The 17,286-nt window shown below is 36.9% G+C and carries 5 protein-coding genes and 2 pseudogenes; 4 read left to right on the plus strand and 3 right to left on the minus strand.

The annotated features are described in order from the left end of the window. Positions 1 to 186: 186 nt before the first annotated feature. From AASI_RS07265 to AASI_RS09400, 4 genes and pseudogenes are all read left to right on the plus strand, one after another. Positions 187 to 9,906, plus strand: a complete 9,720-nt coding sequence (locus AASI_RS07265; protein WP_012473450.1) for a Tc toxin subunit A-related protein — start codon at positions 187 to 189, stop codon at positions 9,904 to 9,906. 197 nt (positions 9,907 to 10,103) lie between these two features. Continuing rightward, a complete protein-coding gene (locus AASI_RS07270) occupies positions 10,104 to 11,165 on the plus strand; it encodes a patatin-like phospholipase family protein (protein ID WP_044282909.1) in 1,062 nt (353 codons plus the stop codon). Positions 11,166 to 11,270: 105 nt separating this feature from the next. Further along, a pseudogene (locus AASI_RS09395) lies at positions 11,271 to 11,458 on the plus strand (IS1-like element ISCaa1 family transposase); the annotation flags it as partial. A 66-nt stretch (positions 11,459 to 11,524) separates the two neighbouring features. Beyond that, positions 11,525 to 11,813: pseudogene (locus AASI_RS09400) on the plus strand (IS1 family transposase); the annotation flags it as partial. 546 nt (positions 11,814 to 12,359) lie between these two features. Here AASI_RS09400 and pyk read toward each other — a convergent pair. From pyk to recJ, 3 genes are all read right to left on the minus strand, one after another. After that, positions 12,360 to 13,787: a pyruvate kinase gene (gene pyk / locus AASI_RS07275; protein WP_044282910.1), complete on the minus strand. Its 1,428-nt coding sequence runs from the start codon at positions 13,785 to 13,787 to the stop codon at positions 12,360 to 12,362. 662 nt (positions 13,788 to 14,449) lie between these two features. Continuing rightward, the gene (gene lptB, locus AASI_RS07280; RefSeq protein WP_012473453.1) at positions 14,450 to 15,181 is read right to left on the minus strand and encodes an LPS export ABC transporter ATP-binding protein; all 732 of its coding nucleotides are present in this window, start codon (positions 15,179 to 15,181) and stop codon (positions 14,450 to 14,452) included. 55 nt (positions 15,182 to 15,236) lie between these two features. Next, positions 15,237 to 16,937 (minus strand): single-stranded-DNA-specific exonuclease RecJ, encoded by a 1,701-nt coding sequence (gene recJ, locus AASI_RS07285; RefSeq protein WP_012473454.1) that lies wholly within the window; start codon positions 16,935 to 16,937, stop codon positions 15,237 to 15,239. Positions 16,938 to 17,286: the final 349 nt, after the last annotated feature.

A 17,286-nucleotide genomic window follows, 5' to 3' on the forward strand; every position in this document is an offset into this window, starting at 1 on the left:
AAGTATAAAACTGCTATTAGCTTTAAAAGCTAACACTAAATTACAGGTTAGCAATTTTCCTGCTACCCTCCTTCACTGCCGTGGTTCTCCCCCTCTTCCTAGCAAGCGTACCGCTTAGGTCCATGTAGAAAAGGTAATAAAGGAAAACCCTCATCAACAAAATCAAAGCCTTAAAATAAGAAGATCATGGCAACAACCACCAATAATCAAAAAATAAACCTTGTAGTCGGCAAAGTTACCGATGGTAACAGCCTTCCCCTCCCAAATATTAAAGTTGAAATTTATGATATAGATATGCGAGATTGGCAACTTCTGGCAGATACTTATACCAATAGAGATGGTGCTTATGAATTGAGCTGGACATACGATCAACTGAGCGGAAAAGAGAAAAAAACAGCTGATATAGCAGTGAGAATATTAACACCAGTAAATAATATAGAGCTTTACAAGTCTTCTGTAGATGAAGTACGGTTCAACGCTGCTGAAAGGGAAGAAATCAATATCACTCTCGCCCAACCAATTCCGGTAGAAGTTATTGAGTATGATTTCTTACTTAAAGAAGTTACTTCTTTAGCCGACAAAATCGACATTACTGAACTACAGGAAAGTAAAGACCAGCGGGATATAACCTTTCTTTCTAAAGAGTTAGAAGTTCCTGCCGAAAAGATAGTGTATTTGGTGGTGGCACATAAAATGGGGGAAATTTCAGAAATAGAGCCAGCATTCTTTTATGCTTTATTACGCAAAAATACGTTGCTGAAGAACCCATCCAGTCCGTTTTTCGGTACCCGATTTTCTATTGGAATACAAGATGATCCTCAAATTCTCTTATATGATGCTGCCTTAGCAAAACCTGAAGCTATACAAGAAGATCTCAAAGCAGCTATAGCAGAAATGATAGTGGGTCCTAAATTAACTAATGAGAGTGCCGGCTATATAAAACAACTACAGAAATATAGAGATCAGGCTGAGGAATATTATAAAAATCAACATCCTCAAAAAGCTATTGAGGTAATAAGTCGTTTTGTGACAGAAGGGAAATTACAGGAAATAGCAACCCTATTTAAAGAGAACCAAAACGATTTTAATACCTTTTTTGACAAGATTACTGATAGCTCTTTCTTCAATGTTGATTCAAAAGCTACCGATGCGAAAACCCATATCGCTTTGGGACAACTGTTTGGTTTTGGCAATGAAATTATTCCACAGATAATAAAGAAGTATAAAATTAAAAATCCAACAGACATTAGAAAGTTGGCTAAACTCAACACAGCTGACTGGATAAAAGAAATAGCAAAAATTAAGGGAGATACAGCAGATAAAGATTTGATCAACACTTATGCTTTATCTATAGTACAAAGATTTGAAAAGGTATTCCCTACCATTGCCTTTGCTGCTCAACTAGAAAGAGAAAAGAACCCTATTCTTAATAATCAAGATAAAATGGTTGCTTTTTTCAATAAGTACGAAGATTTCGACCTTACTAAAGATACCCTAGATCTGTACCTGAAAGCGAAAGAAATAGACAAGAAAGATGCTAATCTTATAGTAGACGAATTGAAAAGAGTACAGCGAGTCTTTAAACTGGTTCCAAATTATAGTAAAACTTTAGCATTACTTCAAGAAAACATTCATTCTTCTCAGCACATTGCAGCCCTTGGTAAAACCCGTTTCATAGAAGAGTTCGCTCCCAAAGTCGGTATCGACGAGAGAGAAGCAACAGAAATCTATCATAAAGCAGAAGCCAAGCATACAGCTGCCATGATTTTGGCGGGCCAATTACAGGATATCGCAGGAGTAGCTGATATAGCATCTTTCAACAAGGATGCTATTTCCAGAAAGCTAGCGTCAGTAAGTGATGACTTTCCTAACCTCAAAACACTCTTCAAACTTACCGATACCTGTGCCTGTGAACATTGCCGTTCGGTTTACAGCCCGGCTGCGTATCTAGTAGAATTATTACAGTCGCTAGACAAAAGGGCCGTAGTTGATCTGAACGCGCCCCAGGTATCTACTAATGCTAAAGATGTCTTATTTAATCGTAGGCCTGACCTAGGTGAGATTGATCTGAGTTGTGCAAATGCCAATACACCGGTAAAATATATTGATTTAGTATGCGAATTATTAGAAGAAGCCATAACTCCTGACCCAGGTATTGATTATACAGGCTTATTATCAGATGGCGCAGACCCCCTGAAAGGCAAAATCTCTACAGAGCTACTTAAAACTCTTACCAATAATGCCCTTACCAATGCCAACATTCCGGTTACTGATAAGGCTGTGATTTATGAAACAGAGACAAACAACGATCCAGCAGATGTTTTGCCGCATTACGTGCGTGATTCCAAAGCCGTATGTAAAATTGTAAATAACGGTGCAAATACTTATAAAATATATCGACTCAGACAAACTTTATCCTCTGCCGAGGAGTTAGATGCAGCACCGGAATATGTGAATAAAGAAGCTTATAAAAAACTAAGCGAAAGTAAGTTTGCCTTTACCCTTCCGTTTGACTTATACCATACTGAGGCCAAGGCCTATTTCGACCGCTTTGGGGTAAATCGGGCAGAGATTATGAAGGCATTCCAAACAGCTGGAACTACCGTTCCTTCAACTCCCCCACTTACCCCTCTGACTAGGCTCATAATTCCGCCTGACGGATCCATTGCTGCAGAAAAATTAGGTTTAACAGATGCTGAAAGAACTCTTATTGTTTCTCCAAAACCAACCTTAGCTGACCAGCAAGAATATTGGAATGTGCCTGGCCCTGATAATGTAGTGGATTATATGAAGCAAGTGGATCACTTTCTTGATAAAACGGGAATTACCTATAAGGAACTAGAGTTATTACTAAAACTCAAGTTCATTGACCAGACCGGCACCCTATTCATCAAGCATAAGAATCTGAGTTGTGATACTGCAAAAAAAGAAATACCTAATCTGGATCTAGAAGCACTGGACAGAATCCATCGTTTCCTTCGCTTGCAAAAGAAAACCGGATGGAAATATGAAGTGCTGGATGAAATGATCAGCCAGCCTGCGTTAGGCAAAAACAAATTAGATAATGATTGCTTGATAATGCTATCTCGGTTGAAAGAAATTTCTGAAAGGACTACAATCAATCTTGAAGAATTAATTGGCTTTTACGGGGAGATTCCCTACATAATATTGGATGAAGAAAGCCCCAAACCTCTTTATCATCAGATCTTCCTTAACAAAGCTAAAAATGGATTTATTGAGGAAAAGCTATTAGTTGAAAATATCTTATCTAACGAAGCAGGAATTAAGAATCCAGCATCGAAACCTCCGGGATGGGCTCCAATAAAAATACAAGAGTTACAGACATCTATCTCAACTTGTTTGCAAATAAAAGAAAAAGAACTGTTCAATAAAGATTTACTGCTCTTACCTTCAGATGCAAATTTAACTTTTTCCAATCTGAGCTTTCTGTTTGCGGCCTCAAGGCTGATGAGTAAACTAAAGCTAAAAACAGAAGATTTTGTAATACTAACTAACTTATCGGAAATAAAGACTCCCGGAAAGAGCATTTCTGATTCACCGCAGTATACACTCGATTTCATTCAATTAGTGGGTGATATCAAAAAGTCACCGCTAAAACCTGCTGATCTTGAATTTATGTTTCATCATAAAGCACAAAATATATCAGCTCGGGTTATTAGTGATGAAAACGTTATAGAAATTCTGAAAAAACTTCAAAAAGAATATCAATCAAACTTCACCGACAATCAATCGCTCTTTGATGATAAATTATCAGCTGAAGAGCAGAAAGAAACTTTACAAAAAGAATTGACAAAGCTTATTGGTGTAAAAGAAGATGTAGACAGAGAAGAAGATATAATCACAGAAGAAGATGTAAAAACCTTAATAGGGTTCATTGATAAGAATTGGAGTAGTAATGCAACCAAGGTAGAAGATGCAACCAAGGTAGAGGAATTTATTGAAAAAAAGGTAAAGGAGTTTTTTAAAGAAGTAAATGATATTGTTGATAAGAAATTGGGTAAGTTATTAGATATCTCTCTGATTAAGCCGATTAAAGATAAAATCGAGGAAAAAGGTAAAATCAAGGAAATAGAAGATGCTGCAATTCCATATGTGAAAACATTACATTCTGTAAAAACCGCAAGAGAAACCCTAAATAAAGCACGTACTCCTGCAGAAATTGCTGTAGCACAAGCTGCGCTGACAGCAGCCGAAGATGAGCTAAATATAACTTTAACAAAATATAATATAGCCTCAAAAAACCTTTTACAGGCACTTTTAGATTCTCTTGCTCTATTTCAGCGTCTTATAGGTAAAAGAGATATTTTGGAGCAAATCATTACGAATAGTTTTAAAGCAGATATAGAGTTGGTAAAAATTGCCTTAAAGTATGCTCAGCTGAAAAAATTTGCTCCTGACGACGGTCTACTTGGTGATATTCTTATGGACGACTCTTTGATTGGTATAGATACAACACATGTTGTCCCCGTTTTACCAGCAATTACAAGTTCAGAATTTGATAAACAATTTGCAGCAATTCGCTTCCTCCATAAGTTTTTACCATTTGTACAAGCCTTTGGGCTTAATAACAGTGATTTAAAGTGGCATCTTCAATATAACAACGATGCAAATTGGTTAAAGTTAGATAGCATACCCTACGATACCGATACCGGACAAACACCTGCTGATTTCCAACAATATATCAACTTTATCAAGTTATTAGATCTAAAAAAACAGCTTAGTCCTGTTCCTAATCCTAGCGATGCAGAACATCTTATATCTTTTTATACGTTAGCCGACATGCTACGTAAAACAGCAAGTACAGTTACCCGCAGCCAGTTCCTTACTGTATTTTCTCTGCTTATAGGATATGAAAAAGCCGATATAGATGCTATAGATGCGCACTTGTTTGGAGGAGGGGACATAATATCACACTATCAAGAAGCGGACAACTGGCACCGAGTGATAGCATGTGCTGAATATCTCCGAAAACTGAATTCGGATGTAGCCCAAATCAAACAGTACATACAGCCTACGCTTTCCACAGACGAAGTAGGAATACTCCGCGCTGCTTTAAAAGCGCGATACGATGAAGATACCTGGTTGGGAACCCTCAAGGAAATTATGGATGCTATTCGTCTTCAAAAACGAGATGCATTGGTGGCTTACTTATTAGCTCGTAATCCTGATGCTCCTAACAAGCCTAAGTTCAAAGATGTGAATGATTTATATGATCATTTCTTGATAGATGTAGAAATGGAGGCCTGTATGCCATCTTCTCGTATTGTGCAGGCCCACAACAGCATACAACTGTTTGTACAACGTTGCCTGATGGGCCTTGAATCTAAGGCTATTGTAAATGTGGATAAAGATCCTAACTGGAATCAGTGGAAATGGATGAAAAACTATCGGGTTTGGGAAGCTAATCGTAAAGTATTCCTATATCCGGAAAACTGGTATGATGTTACGCTGACAGAAGGCAAGTCTTACCTGTTAACTGAGTTTATTAATGAGTTACAGCAAAATGAGCTCACAGAGAACACAGCCAATGAAGCATTTATAAAATATCTGGAGAAGCTAGATAACATTGCATTTCTAGAAGTAATGGCAAGCTGGTATCAGACTGATACCAAAGTGATGCATGTATTTGCTCGTACCAAAGGGGGCGATCCTGCTATCTACTACTACAGGAGATTCGAGCAAGAACGCTATTGGACACCTTGGGAGAAAGTGGAACTGGATATCACTGGAGACCATTTATTGGCATTTATGCGTAACAATCGCCTGCATCTGGCATGGCCTATTTTCAGTGAAGGACCGGATCCAGGTCAAGGCGCTAAACTTCCTGACCAACAAAGGACTGATGAGCAATCTATTGATAAACCAAGAAAAAAATTAAAAATACAGCTTGCTATTAGCGAATATTCTAATAAAAAATGGCAACCCAAAAAGGTATCCAAAGAAGGAATACTTACCCCTTCTATTGCTACAGCTAATGAAGAGGATTTAAATTTAAAAAGAGATAAGTACCATCTTTTATATCTACAACAATTTGATCAGATATTAATATTTAGCAATCTTGAGAAAATTGAAGATTATTATCAAAGAAATGGTGTATTCAACCTAACAGGCTGTAAAGGATATCCAGAATTGTTAGTTCAGGAAAAACTAGGTCATTTTCCCGATTTCTATCCTGATTTTAAAGGTATGGAGCTAAAGGCTCAGCGCTATAATGAAATCCCTTTCAGAGCTACTGATGATTTAGTAGTCAAAAACGTAATTTCTATCTTCCAGAATCTCGAGCGTTCTTATGAAATTTTGGAAAAAACCCCCAATAAGTTCCGCATTACTTATCCACACCAGCTAACCAATATTGATTTGCTTGTGCTAGCACTTAGAACCCTCTTGTCTTCTTTATTCAGAAAAACTAGGAGTAGTATAGAGGCACCACTATTTAGGATAGATCAATTTAAAATGCCTTTAGGGACCTTACTCCCCTATTTTAAAGAAGACAGCAATCACGCTTATGTGATCATTCCTGGATTTTATAAAAAATTGCAAAAGGATCAGCAAGGCTATTCACTAACTGATGCCGTGAAGGGAACTGCTTCTGATATTTTCCCATTGATAAACGACATTAACAATTGGGTTATGAAGTTTGTGGCCAATCTGCCATCTGATGCCAATGAAGCTATTCAAAAGTTAATGACCGATGCAGAATTTTGGGAAATATTGAAGAAAATGTCTAAATATGAATCTTTTGATATTTTGTTTAATTTTTTAATTGGAAATACAAAGGACGGTGACACAAAATTCGATGAATTTCTGAACAAACTTAAAAACGAGGAAGGACTGATATATGGAGAACAATTTAAAAATCTCTATCATCCTTTAGTTTGTTATTTGAGAACCATTCTCAATAAGGAAGGTATATCCGGATTGATGAAGCGAGACACCCAACTGTTTAAAACCGTTTTTGATTTTGAAAAACATTATGATCCTAACAAGCAACTGATTCCTAAGACATTCCTGAAAAATAAAAATGGAAGTAGATCGTTGTCATACCCTATTGAAGACCTAGATTTTACGATTGAGGGTAGTTATAGCGTCTATAACTGGGATTTATTCTTCCGTATTCCGCTCCACATTGCTACCAGTCTTACCAAGAACCAACGGTTTGAGGAGGCGCTTGCCTGGTTCCATTATATATTCAATCCAACAGGCGCATTAAGCGGCAATGGTGTACAGAAATATTGGGTTACCAAACCCTTCTACTTAAATCAAGATACAGACTACATTAACCAGCAGATCGATACTTTGTTAAGGCTAAGCAGCACCACAGAGTCAGACACTTCGGAAAGCAGTACCACAGAGCCAGACCCTCAGGAAATCAGAGATTTGGAATCTGCTATTGAAAAATGGAGGAATAAGCCATTCAGCCCCGACGTAATTGCATGGTCCAGGCCCGTAGCCTATCAAAAGGCTGTATTAATGAAGTATATTGATAACCTCACGGAATGGGGTGATCATTTGTTCCGGCAAGATACGATGGAATCCATAGCGCAGGCTACACAGATGTATATACTGGCAGATAAACTCCTGGGTCCTAAACCAAGAATCATTCCCACTGCAGTAGAGCAACCGTATGAAACGTATAATCAGATAGAAAGGAAATTGGATACTTTTGGGAATGTCTTCATTGAATTGGAAAACATACTCCCCGACTTGTCTGTGCTTCCTGAAAAAGGAACAGAGCTTCCGGCCACACCAAGTTCATTACCTATTCCCTATTTCTGCGTTCCACAAAACGACAAATTGCTGGAGTATTGGGACCGCATTGAAGACCGACTGTTCAAAATTAGGCATTGCCAGAATATTGATGGTGTAGAACGTAGTCTTGCCTTATTCGCACCGCCTATTGATCCAGGTGTGCTGGTGCGGGCTACTGCTGCTGGTTTGGATATCACTTCGGTATTGACAGGCTTAAATGTTCCCACTCCATATTATCGCTTCAATGTATTTTCTCAAAAAGCCACCGAGTTAGCTCAGGAAGTCAGAGGATTAGGAAATTCGCTTTTACAAGCCCTGGAGAAAAAAGATGCCGAGGCTTTATCCCTATTAAGGAATGAGCTGGAGTTAAAAGTATTAAATGCTGTAAGAGACATTAAAGTTCTACAGATTAATGAAGCCAAAGAGCAGATAGAGGTACTGAAAAGGACGAAAATAGTTACCGAGGAACGGCATAAATATTATGCTCAAATCCAAAAAATAATTGCAGGTGAACAGTTAAGTCTTAATCTCTTAGAATCAGCCCATGATAAACATCAAGCTGCTCAACAGATTAATATTGCCGCATCTCTGTTAGGTTACTTGCCAAATGTTACAATTGGTGTATCTGGCTTTGGAGGCTCACCCCATGTAAATACTCAGTGGGGAACACAGAATATTATAAGTGCGTTGCAGGCAATGGCAGGTTCAGAGGGCAACATGGCAAATATGTTCTCTTACCAAGCAGGCAGAGCCTCTACGTTAGCAGGTTATGGAAGGCGTTTTGATGATTGGAAACTCCAGGAGTGTCTAGCTCAAAAAGAAATAGATTCCATTGACAAGCAAATTGTTGCTGCAGAAATTAGAAAAGAAATAGCTGAAACTGATTTGAGAAATCATGAATTACAAATAGATAATGCTAAGAAGACGGATGAATTCATGCATTCCAAATTTACCAATAAGGAATTGTATGACTGGATGATTGGGCAGATCAGCGCTGTATATTTCAAATCTTATCAATTAGCCTATGATGTTGCCAAAAAAGCAGAACGTAGCTATCGCTTTGAATTAGGCAATGACGACACATTTATTTCCTATGGCTATTGGGACAGTTTGAAAAAAGGTCTGCAAAGTGCCGATCACTTGATACATGATATCAAACGAATGGAAATCAGCTATTTGGATAAAAACAAACGTGAGTATGAAATTACCAAGCATATTTCCCTTGCCCAATTAGATCCTTTGGCGTTAATAAGACTTCGTGCAACCGGAGTTTGTGATTTTGAAATTCCTGAGGTGCTATATGATATGGATCATCCAGGGCAATATTTCAGAAGAATTAAATTGGTTAGTATTAGTCTCCCCTGTATAGCAGGACCCTACACTTCTGTTAGCGCCAAATTATCCCTTGTTAATAACCGGTACAGAAAAAATACAAATGCTGGTACGGGCTATGCAGAGGATCCTGGTAACGATGAACGTTTCATTTATAATATTGGGGCTATCCAATCCATTGCTACCAGTAATGCACAAAATGATAGTGGCATATTTGAATTAAATTTTAGAGATGAACGTTACTTGCCATTTGAAGGAACGGGAGCCATTAGTGGCTGGAGATTGGAGCTTCCAAAAGAAATCAGACAATTTGATTATAATACCATTGCTGATCTTATTGTACACGTAAAATATACAGCAAGGGAAGGTGGCAGCTCTTTGAAAACATTAGCCGAAAGTAATTTAAAAAGCAAGTTAGCTGATATTAAGCAACAACTTGAACAAACCGGATTGCATATTGCACTCAATATAAAGCATGATATGCCTAATGAATGGCATATGCTTAAAAATAAGGGAGATGTTCGCCTTACAATCGATAAATCAAGATTACCTTACTTTGTCCAGTCACTCAATGCGAAGATTGAGAATGTAATGTTCATTGCTAAGGTTAAAGAGAATCCAGCAACGTATTCAATAAAGATTGATACAAATAATATAGAATTATCAAGAATTGATGAGTGGAAATTGTGTAAAGGCAATAAGGATGGTATCCAGCTTGATACTTATTCTTTTGTATTATCAGTAAGCCAAGGCGAATTAGCTAAGCTTGAAGAGTTGATGATGGTTATTAAATATGTTTTTTGATAGTATCAGCATATATGGTAAGCGGTTTTTACATGAGTGTACGAATATGCTATCTATAAATAATTCTGTGCGCCCAATAATAGTAGAATTAGGATAGTCCCGAGCTCTGAGTAGTTACAACAAGAGCATTGTGGCTATCAAGTATAAAGCTCTGGACTACACTTATTATTGATACTTATTTGATAAACTATACATCTATGCGCTATTACAAATTTACTGGAGAAGTAGCCGAGCCATCTAGCTCCTTACTTTTAGGTAATCCTTCTAGTAATAAAAAATTTCGTATCCTTTCTATTGATGGAGGAGGCATACGGGGTATAATCCCTGCTCGTATTTTACAGGGAATGGAAGAGCAAACTGGGAAACATATCTTTGAACTATTTGATGTAGTGATAGGTACTTCCACAGGTAGCCTGCTGAGTTTAGCATTGGTTACTCCTAACGAGCAAGGGGGTGCCAAATATAAAGCCGGTGACGTAGTGGGATTTTATAGGCAACAGGGGCCCAAAATTTTCTATTCCTCATGGGTACATAACCTATATACAGGTTGGGGCCTATGGAGGCCTAGGTACAATAGAAAGAACCTTGATGCTGCTTTAGCAGAGCTTCTAGGGGATGTTAAGCTAAGTCAGACACTTAAGCCTGCTCTTAGCATTTCGTACTCGTTGGACAAAGCACTTCCTCATGTATGGGCAACCCAGAAAGTTATTCTAGGGCTACAGACAGACCATTATCTCAAGGATATAGCAGGTGCTACTAGTGCAGCACCGACCTATTTTGCTCCAAAGGTGATGTATGATGAGCGAGGCAATATTCTACATGAAGTAGATGGTGGTATCTGGGCTAATAACCCTGAGTTTATAGCTATTATAGTTTTAGATTCTATGGAAAAGGTGCCTGATAAAAAAGATATTATTGTGGTTTCCATTGGTACGGGCGTATGTAAGCCAAATATTGAACTCTGCGTTAAAGAAGTTTCTAAATTACAAACTGCTGGTATTCTAGGGTGGATGCTTGGAGTGAAACCAAATCTTATAGAAATGATGATGAGTGCTGATAGTGAATGGTCTCGGACGGCCATGTCTACGCTCTATCCACATAGTTACCGCCTGCAAATACCTATACCTCAATCTCAAAGTAGGATGGATGACAGTAGGAATATAGATAAATTAGGTAAACTAGCTGAAGAGTATATAATACATAATAAAGAGTTATTTAAAAATTTGTGTGCTAATTTATTACTATGCGGGGGTTGCTAAATAATAAATAGATACTTGATTAACGATTAAAAAGATAAGATAAAATGTGGAAGATGCTAATCAGAGCAAATAGTAAACAGTGGGGGAATTAGATGTAAGTAGTAGCATAATCGCAAAAGCTGTGGCTTTAACTTTGTAGAAGAGGATGGTCGTAAATGAGAAATATTGATCACAAAAGATGACTATCCATCTGTATCTGTATTTAGAGCATATGGAATTTAGGGAAATAGGGCGCGCGTATTAGGAGGTGAGCAATCTAACAGTTTTGAAATGAGTAAAGAGCAGCAGGGGAATAGATACAAGTTTATCATGCCAAAGATAAGGGTAACCAAAGGAAAGCAGTAGTGGAATAGAGGGAAAATATACTTGACTTTGTTTCTGGGAATTGGGAAGCAAAAATAGGGAAACGTCTTTGGAGTCAAATCAAACACATAAATTTCAAGCTGTTTGACAGTATGGATAATTTACCTGCTTATGAGCAATTGTGGGTAAATACAAGCATAAGGTATCTAAAAAGGTACTTACGCATATAGAGTCCATAATGCTAATGTTAAGCATTATATAGCCAGGTTTGGAAGGAGGACCAAGTGTTATTCAAAATCAGAGCGGCCCGTCCAATTATTTCTATATTTATTGATGTATAAATAGTTTATATTAACAACCTTTTAAATAGCAAACTTTAATTTTACTTACGTGGAAGTAGCTTGAAAAGCTTAGGATAAAGCTGTAAAATTTCTCTTATAATAGAAAGAGGAAAAATATAATAGAATATTCTTGATATTTGCACTAATTAATTCATCTGTTACCATCAATATGCTACAGCTATTGGCAAATCTACTCTCTTAGACAGCCAGATTAAATCTGATAAGATTTACTAGGTTTTTAAATAAAAAGCCGATTGGAGCCAAAACATTTATGGAAATATGCACAAAATGATATTTCTAAACGTGAGCAAGAAAAAGGAGGTGTGCTTGTTATTGATAATTCAGTATCTATATGAAGCGAAACTCTATACGGACGATAATGGCATTAGAGCCCCGTTAGTACGTGCATGTTTATAATGCAAGGCTAACATAATGCGGACGTTAAATAATACTGAAAGTTGAGCTATGTTACACTAGAGCTGCTACGATAATTGCGTGCAGATTATACCATTGGTTGTAATATTTTTTAGCATTTTAAAACTAACTATGTTTAAGATACTCTATTAATCTTTAACATATTGGTACGTTGTTTACTATGAATAGGCATACTAGCCATACTAATAAATACATCGCCTGACTTTAAGTAATTGTTTTTTGTCAAAAGAGATTCGATATCAGCAAATGTCTGGTCTGTAGACACCATACTATCATAATAATATCCTCTTACGTTCCAAATCAAGTTGATGCTGTTAAGTAGAGACTGATTATCTGTAAAGACAAATATATTTGCCTGAGGCCTATGCTTGGCTAGCTCTAAAGCTGTCCATCCTGTTTGTGTTAAGCATATAATAGCTTTAGCCTGAATATCATGACTTAGCCTACAGGCTGTTCTGACCAAACTATCATTATAGAAGGTTGGAGATGTGGATGAGATATCTTGGTATCTATTGTAGATAGGTGCAGTTTGTTCAACAACTAAAATAGTCTTTTTCATTTCGGCAACTACTTTAATAGGATATTTTCCTAATGCTGTCTCACCAGAAAGCATTAAAGCATCAGCACCATCTATAACTGCATTGGCTATGTCATTAGTTTCAGCCCGGGTAGGCAGAGGATTTTCTATCATACTCTCCATCATCTGGGTAGCTATGATAACAGGTTTGCCAGCTCGGTTACATAAGCTTACTATATTCTTTTGTACCATAGGTACTTTTTCCATAGCAATTTCTACACCTAAATCTCCTCGGGCTACCATAAGGGCATCTGCTGCTGCTATAATTTCCTGAATATGTTCTAATGCTTCTGGCTTTTCTATTTTAGCAATTACTTTAGTGTTCTTGCCAGATTGTTTGATGATTTCTTTGAGCTCTATAATATCTTGCGGATTTCTAACAAAAGAAAGAGCTATCCATTCTACATCTTGTTGAAGCCCAAAAGCTAAATCTTCCCGGTCTTTTTCTGTAAGGGAGGGCGTAGAGAGCCTAGTAGCTGGCAAATTAAGTCCTTTATTGGAACGTAAATCGCCACCATGAATTACTTCTGTAATTAGCTCGTTTCCTTCTTTACGTATAGCTTTTAATACAATTTTACCATCATCTACCAAAATAGTATCACCAATTTTTATTTCATGTGCTAAGTTAGTGTATGTGGTTGTTATTCGGTTTTCAGTACCTAATATTACTTCAGGTGTAAGTGCTAATTCTTGTCCACTAACTAGATGTATAGTTTCCTCTTTTAATAAACCAATTCTAATCTTAGGCCCCTGTAAGTCTTGTAGTAAACAAACATGTTTGCCTAACTCTTGGTTAATAGTGCGCACATGTTCTATGACTCGTTGATGAGCTGTATAGGTGCCATGTGAGAAATTTAAGCGGATAATACCTGCGCCAGCTTCAATCAATTGTGTAAGCACTTCTTTGCTCCCACTAGCAGGCACTACAGTAGCTATAATTTTAGTTTTATTAAAACTTTCTGAAATAGTAGTGTGTTCTTCATAAGATTATATATTCCTGCATAATTAATACGTTACACAAATGGCTTTTACAATATTGGGAATTGTTAGCAAGTTAAATTTGTTTTTAAGATCCCGCTACAATCTATTTGCTAAATAGCCTATATAATTATCAATGTAGTATTTTGTAGTATTTTGTAGTATTTTGTAGTATTTTTTATTGATTAATGTCTATGATAAGCTTCCATTTAAGCAGCATACAGGCATTCCATATTGGTTTCATTCAGCCAAAAGAGTTTAGTTAACTTGTCTAGTATCAGATTGTTTTATACTAACAAGTTAGAAACTGTCTTCACAAATAATTGAGTCTATTTAGTATGAGCATACTATGTGCAATCTGCAGAAAATATGGTGATGATCGCTCACGCTATGGTCCTCTTAAATAAGATAAAGTTATATTATACAGAAAAACTTTACAAGTTCCCCTTAGCTAGAAGTCAGTTTTTAGCAAATAATTAATATATTGATTGAACTCTTAAAAGGAAATTTTAATCCTCTTGCCTAACCTGAGTTAATAGGTTATTGTATTGAGAAATTTTCTTATTTATCCCCCCTATAGCTAACATTAACTTTATGAATGCTTGGTTTAAGAGCACACTTGTGAGTGTGTAAACTAGCAAGTAACCATATTAAAACTTACGCTTGAGTTCAAAGTGTTTACCCAAATATACCCTACGCACCTGTTCGTCTTCTGCTAGCTCTTCGGCTGTACCAGATTTAAGAAGTTTACCTTCAAACATCAGATAAGCCCGGTCTGTAATAGAAAGCGTTTCATTTACGTTATGATCGGTAATTAGTATGCCAATATTTTTATCTTTGAGTTTGGCAACTAGATGCTGTATTTCTTCTACAGCAATCGGATCTACCCCAGCAAAAGGTTCATCCAAAAGCACAAATTTTGGATCAATCGTTAGGGCTCTAGCTATTTCTGTTCTTCTACGCTCACCTCCTGAAAGTACTTTTCCTTGATTTTTTCTAATGTGGGTAATGCTAAACTCTTCGAGTAGAGATTCCATTTTTTCTTTTCTTTCTTGAGGAGAAAGATTAGTATGTTCTAAAATGGCCATCAGATTTTCTTCTACCGTTAAATTTCTAAATATAGAAGCTTCTTGTGGAAGGTAACTAATTCCTAACTGTGCTCTTTTATACATAGGCAGCTTAGTAATGGGTTGATCATCCAAGTATACTTCCCCTGCATCAGGCTTTACAAGGCCTACTAACATATAAAAGGTAGTAGTCTTCCCAGCGCCATTGGGTCCTAAAAGTCCTACAATTTCTCCTTGAGATACTGCAGCATAAGCATGATTTACTACTAGTCGTTTTCTATATTGTTTAACAAGGTTTTCAGCTCTAAGCTCCATAAAATAAATAATAGCTATAAAATTCTGTTTCTAAAATTGTTGTCTGCTAAGGTAACTATATTGGCTGTAAACCTTTAATATTAAGTTGTAAATTTACTTGCCCTTGGTAATTATTTCTCTCTATGGTATAAGCTATCTTAAATGGCTTACGGTCACACACCAAATGGGCATATTTTGCTAATCCAAAACCAATAGCGTCTATACAGATGCCTGAAGCAGGTTCTTGTACCGTTAGTTTTAAATGATTTTCTTTAAGAATTCTATATTTAGTAGCTATCACTAACTCTGTTGCAAATACAGGCCTCATATTACCATTACCAAAAGGAGCCATCTGGTTAAGAATATTATAAAACTTATTGGTAACCTTTTCAAGCGGCAGCAACAAATCTATTTTTTGAACAGGAATAAGCAATTCTTGCGAAATAGTGCTAGAGACAACTTGCTCAAAACGTTCTTGAAAAGATATAATATTTTCTAAAGGTAATGTAAGGCCTGCTGCATGGGCATGCCCTCCATATTGTTCCAATAGCTCAGCACATTCGGTAATGGCCTCATATATATTATAGCCTGCCACAGAACGTGCAGAACCTGTAGCCTTATTACCAGAAGCTGTAAGAATGATGGTAGGACGGTAATAATGTTCTATACATCTAGAAGCAACAATACCAATTACTCCCTTGTGCCAGTCTTCTTTAAAAAGCACCGTAGTTTTAGCTATTAAACTTGCATCGCTAGCTTTCATCAACTGAAGTGCTTCTGCTGTAATAGTACTGTCTAAGTATCTTCTAAAACCATTTTTGTCTTCAATCTGACGTGCTAGCGAGCTAGCAGTCACTGAATCTTCTGCCAAAAGTAAATTTACAGCTAAGCTACCATGGTCCACCCTGCCTGCTGCATTAAGGCGAGGCCCTAAACCAAAAACCAATTGTGAAATTCCTAATGTCCAGGGTAAATTAGCAACTTGTATAATAGCTTGTATGCCAAATGAAGGACTATTATTTAAGCGCTTTAGTCCATGGTAAGCAAGTATTCTATTTTCGTCCGTGAGTGGAACTAAGTCGCAGGCAATGCTAATAGCTACTAAGTCCAGGTATCGATAGAGGATGTCTAATGAAATGTTTTGCTTTAATACAAAAGCTTGAAGTAACTTAAAACCAACCCCACAACCAGAAAGCTCTTTAAAAGGATAAGGACATGTTTTTTGTTTAGGATCTAAAATTGCATAGGCAGGTGGCAGGCCTTCACCTGGTTCATGGTGATCACATACAATTACATCAATTCCTGCTATCTGGGCTTGTTGAATACATTCTGTGGCTTTTATACCACAGTCTAATGTTATAATTAGGGAAATACCTGTCTCAATAGCCCAGTTGATAGCTTGCTTAGAAACCCCATAACCTTCTTTATATCTATCTGGAATATAGAATTGTAGCTTACTATGATATTGCTTCAAAAAGCCATATACCAACGATACTGATGTAACTCCATCCACATCATAGTCGCCATAGATTAATATTTCTTCTTGGTTCTCAATAGCTCGCAGTAAACGGCCTACTGCCTTATCCATATCCTTCATAATAAACGGATCGTGCAGATCGGCTAACGAAGGTCTAAAATAATCTTTTGCCTGATTAAAATCAGTTACTCCCTTTTGTACCAATAAAGCAGCAATAGAGCTATCTACGCCAATAGCATTGGCTAATGATGCAACCACAGTAGGCTCTGGCATAGTTTGAAACACCCATCTTTTGTCCATCTTGCTGTGATATCTATTTTATAAACTTCTTGTATAAGAGCAGCTAACCTATATACATGTAATATGGTTTTGTGTTTATTAGCCTAAATCCATTAAGCCATACATTAGTACTAACATGTTTATAGCATTATAGCTTACGTCTTAATACAGCGATTTAGTGCTGCAAACAAATGTAAAAAATATCCAAGGCTAATAATAACAACCAGCTTACTAAAATTTACTTGCAACCAGCAAAATAAGATATAAGATAATAGCATTAGCACAAATAGCCCTAAGGCAATGTTTTTGTTTGATGTTAAATAGAAGTAATATAATACTCAACTTATTTTACATTTAGTTTACCTCTTAC

Origin of the sequence: Candidatus Amoebophilus asiaticus 5a2 (assembly GCF_000020565.1) — a bacterium.
In the GTDB taxonomy this organism is placed as follows: domain Bacteria; phylum Bacteroidota; class Bacteroidia; order Cytophagales; family Amoebophilaceae; genus Amoebophilus; species Amoebophilus asiaticus.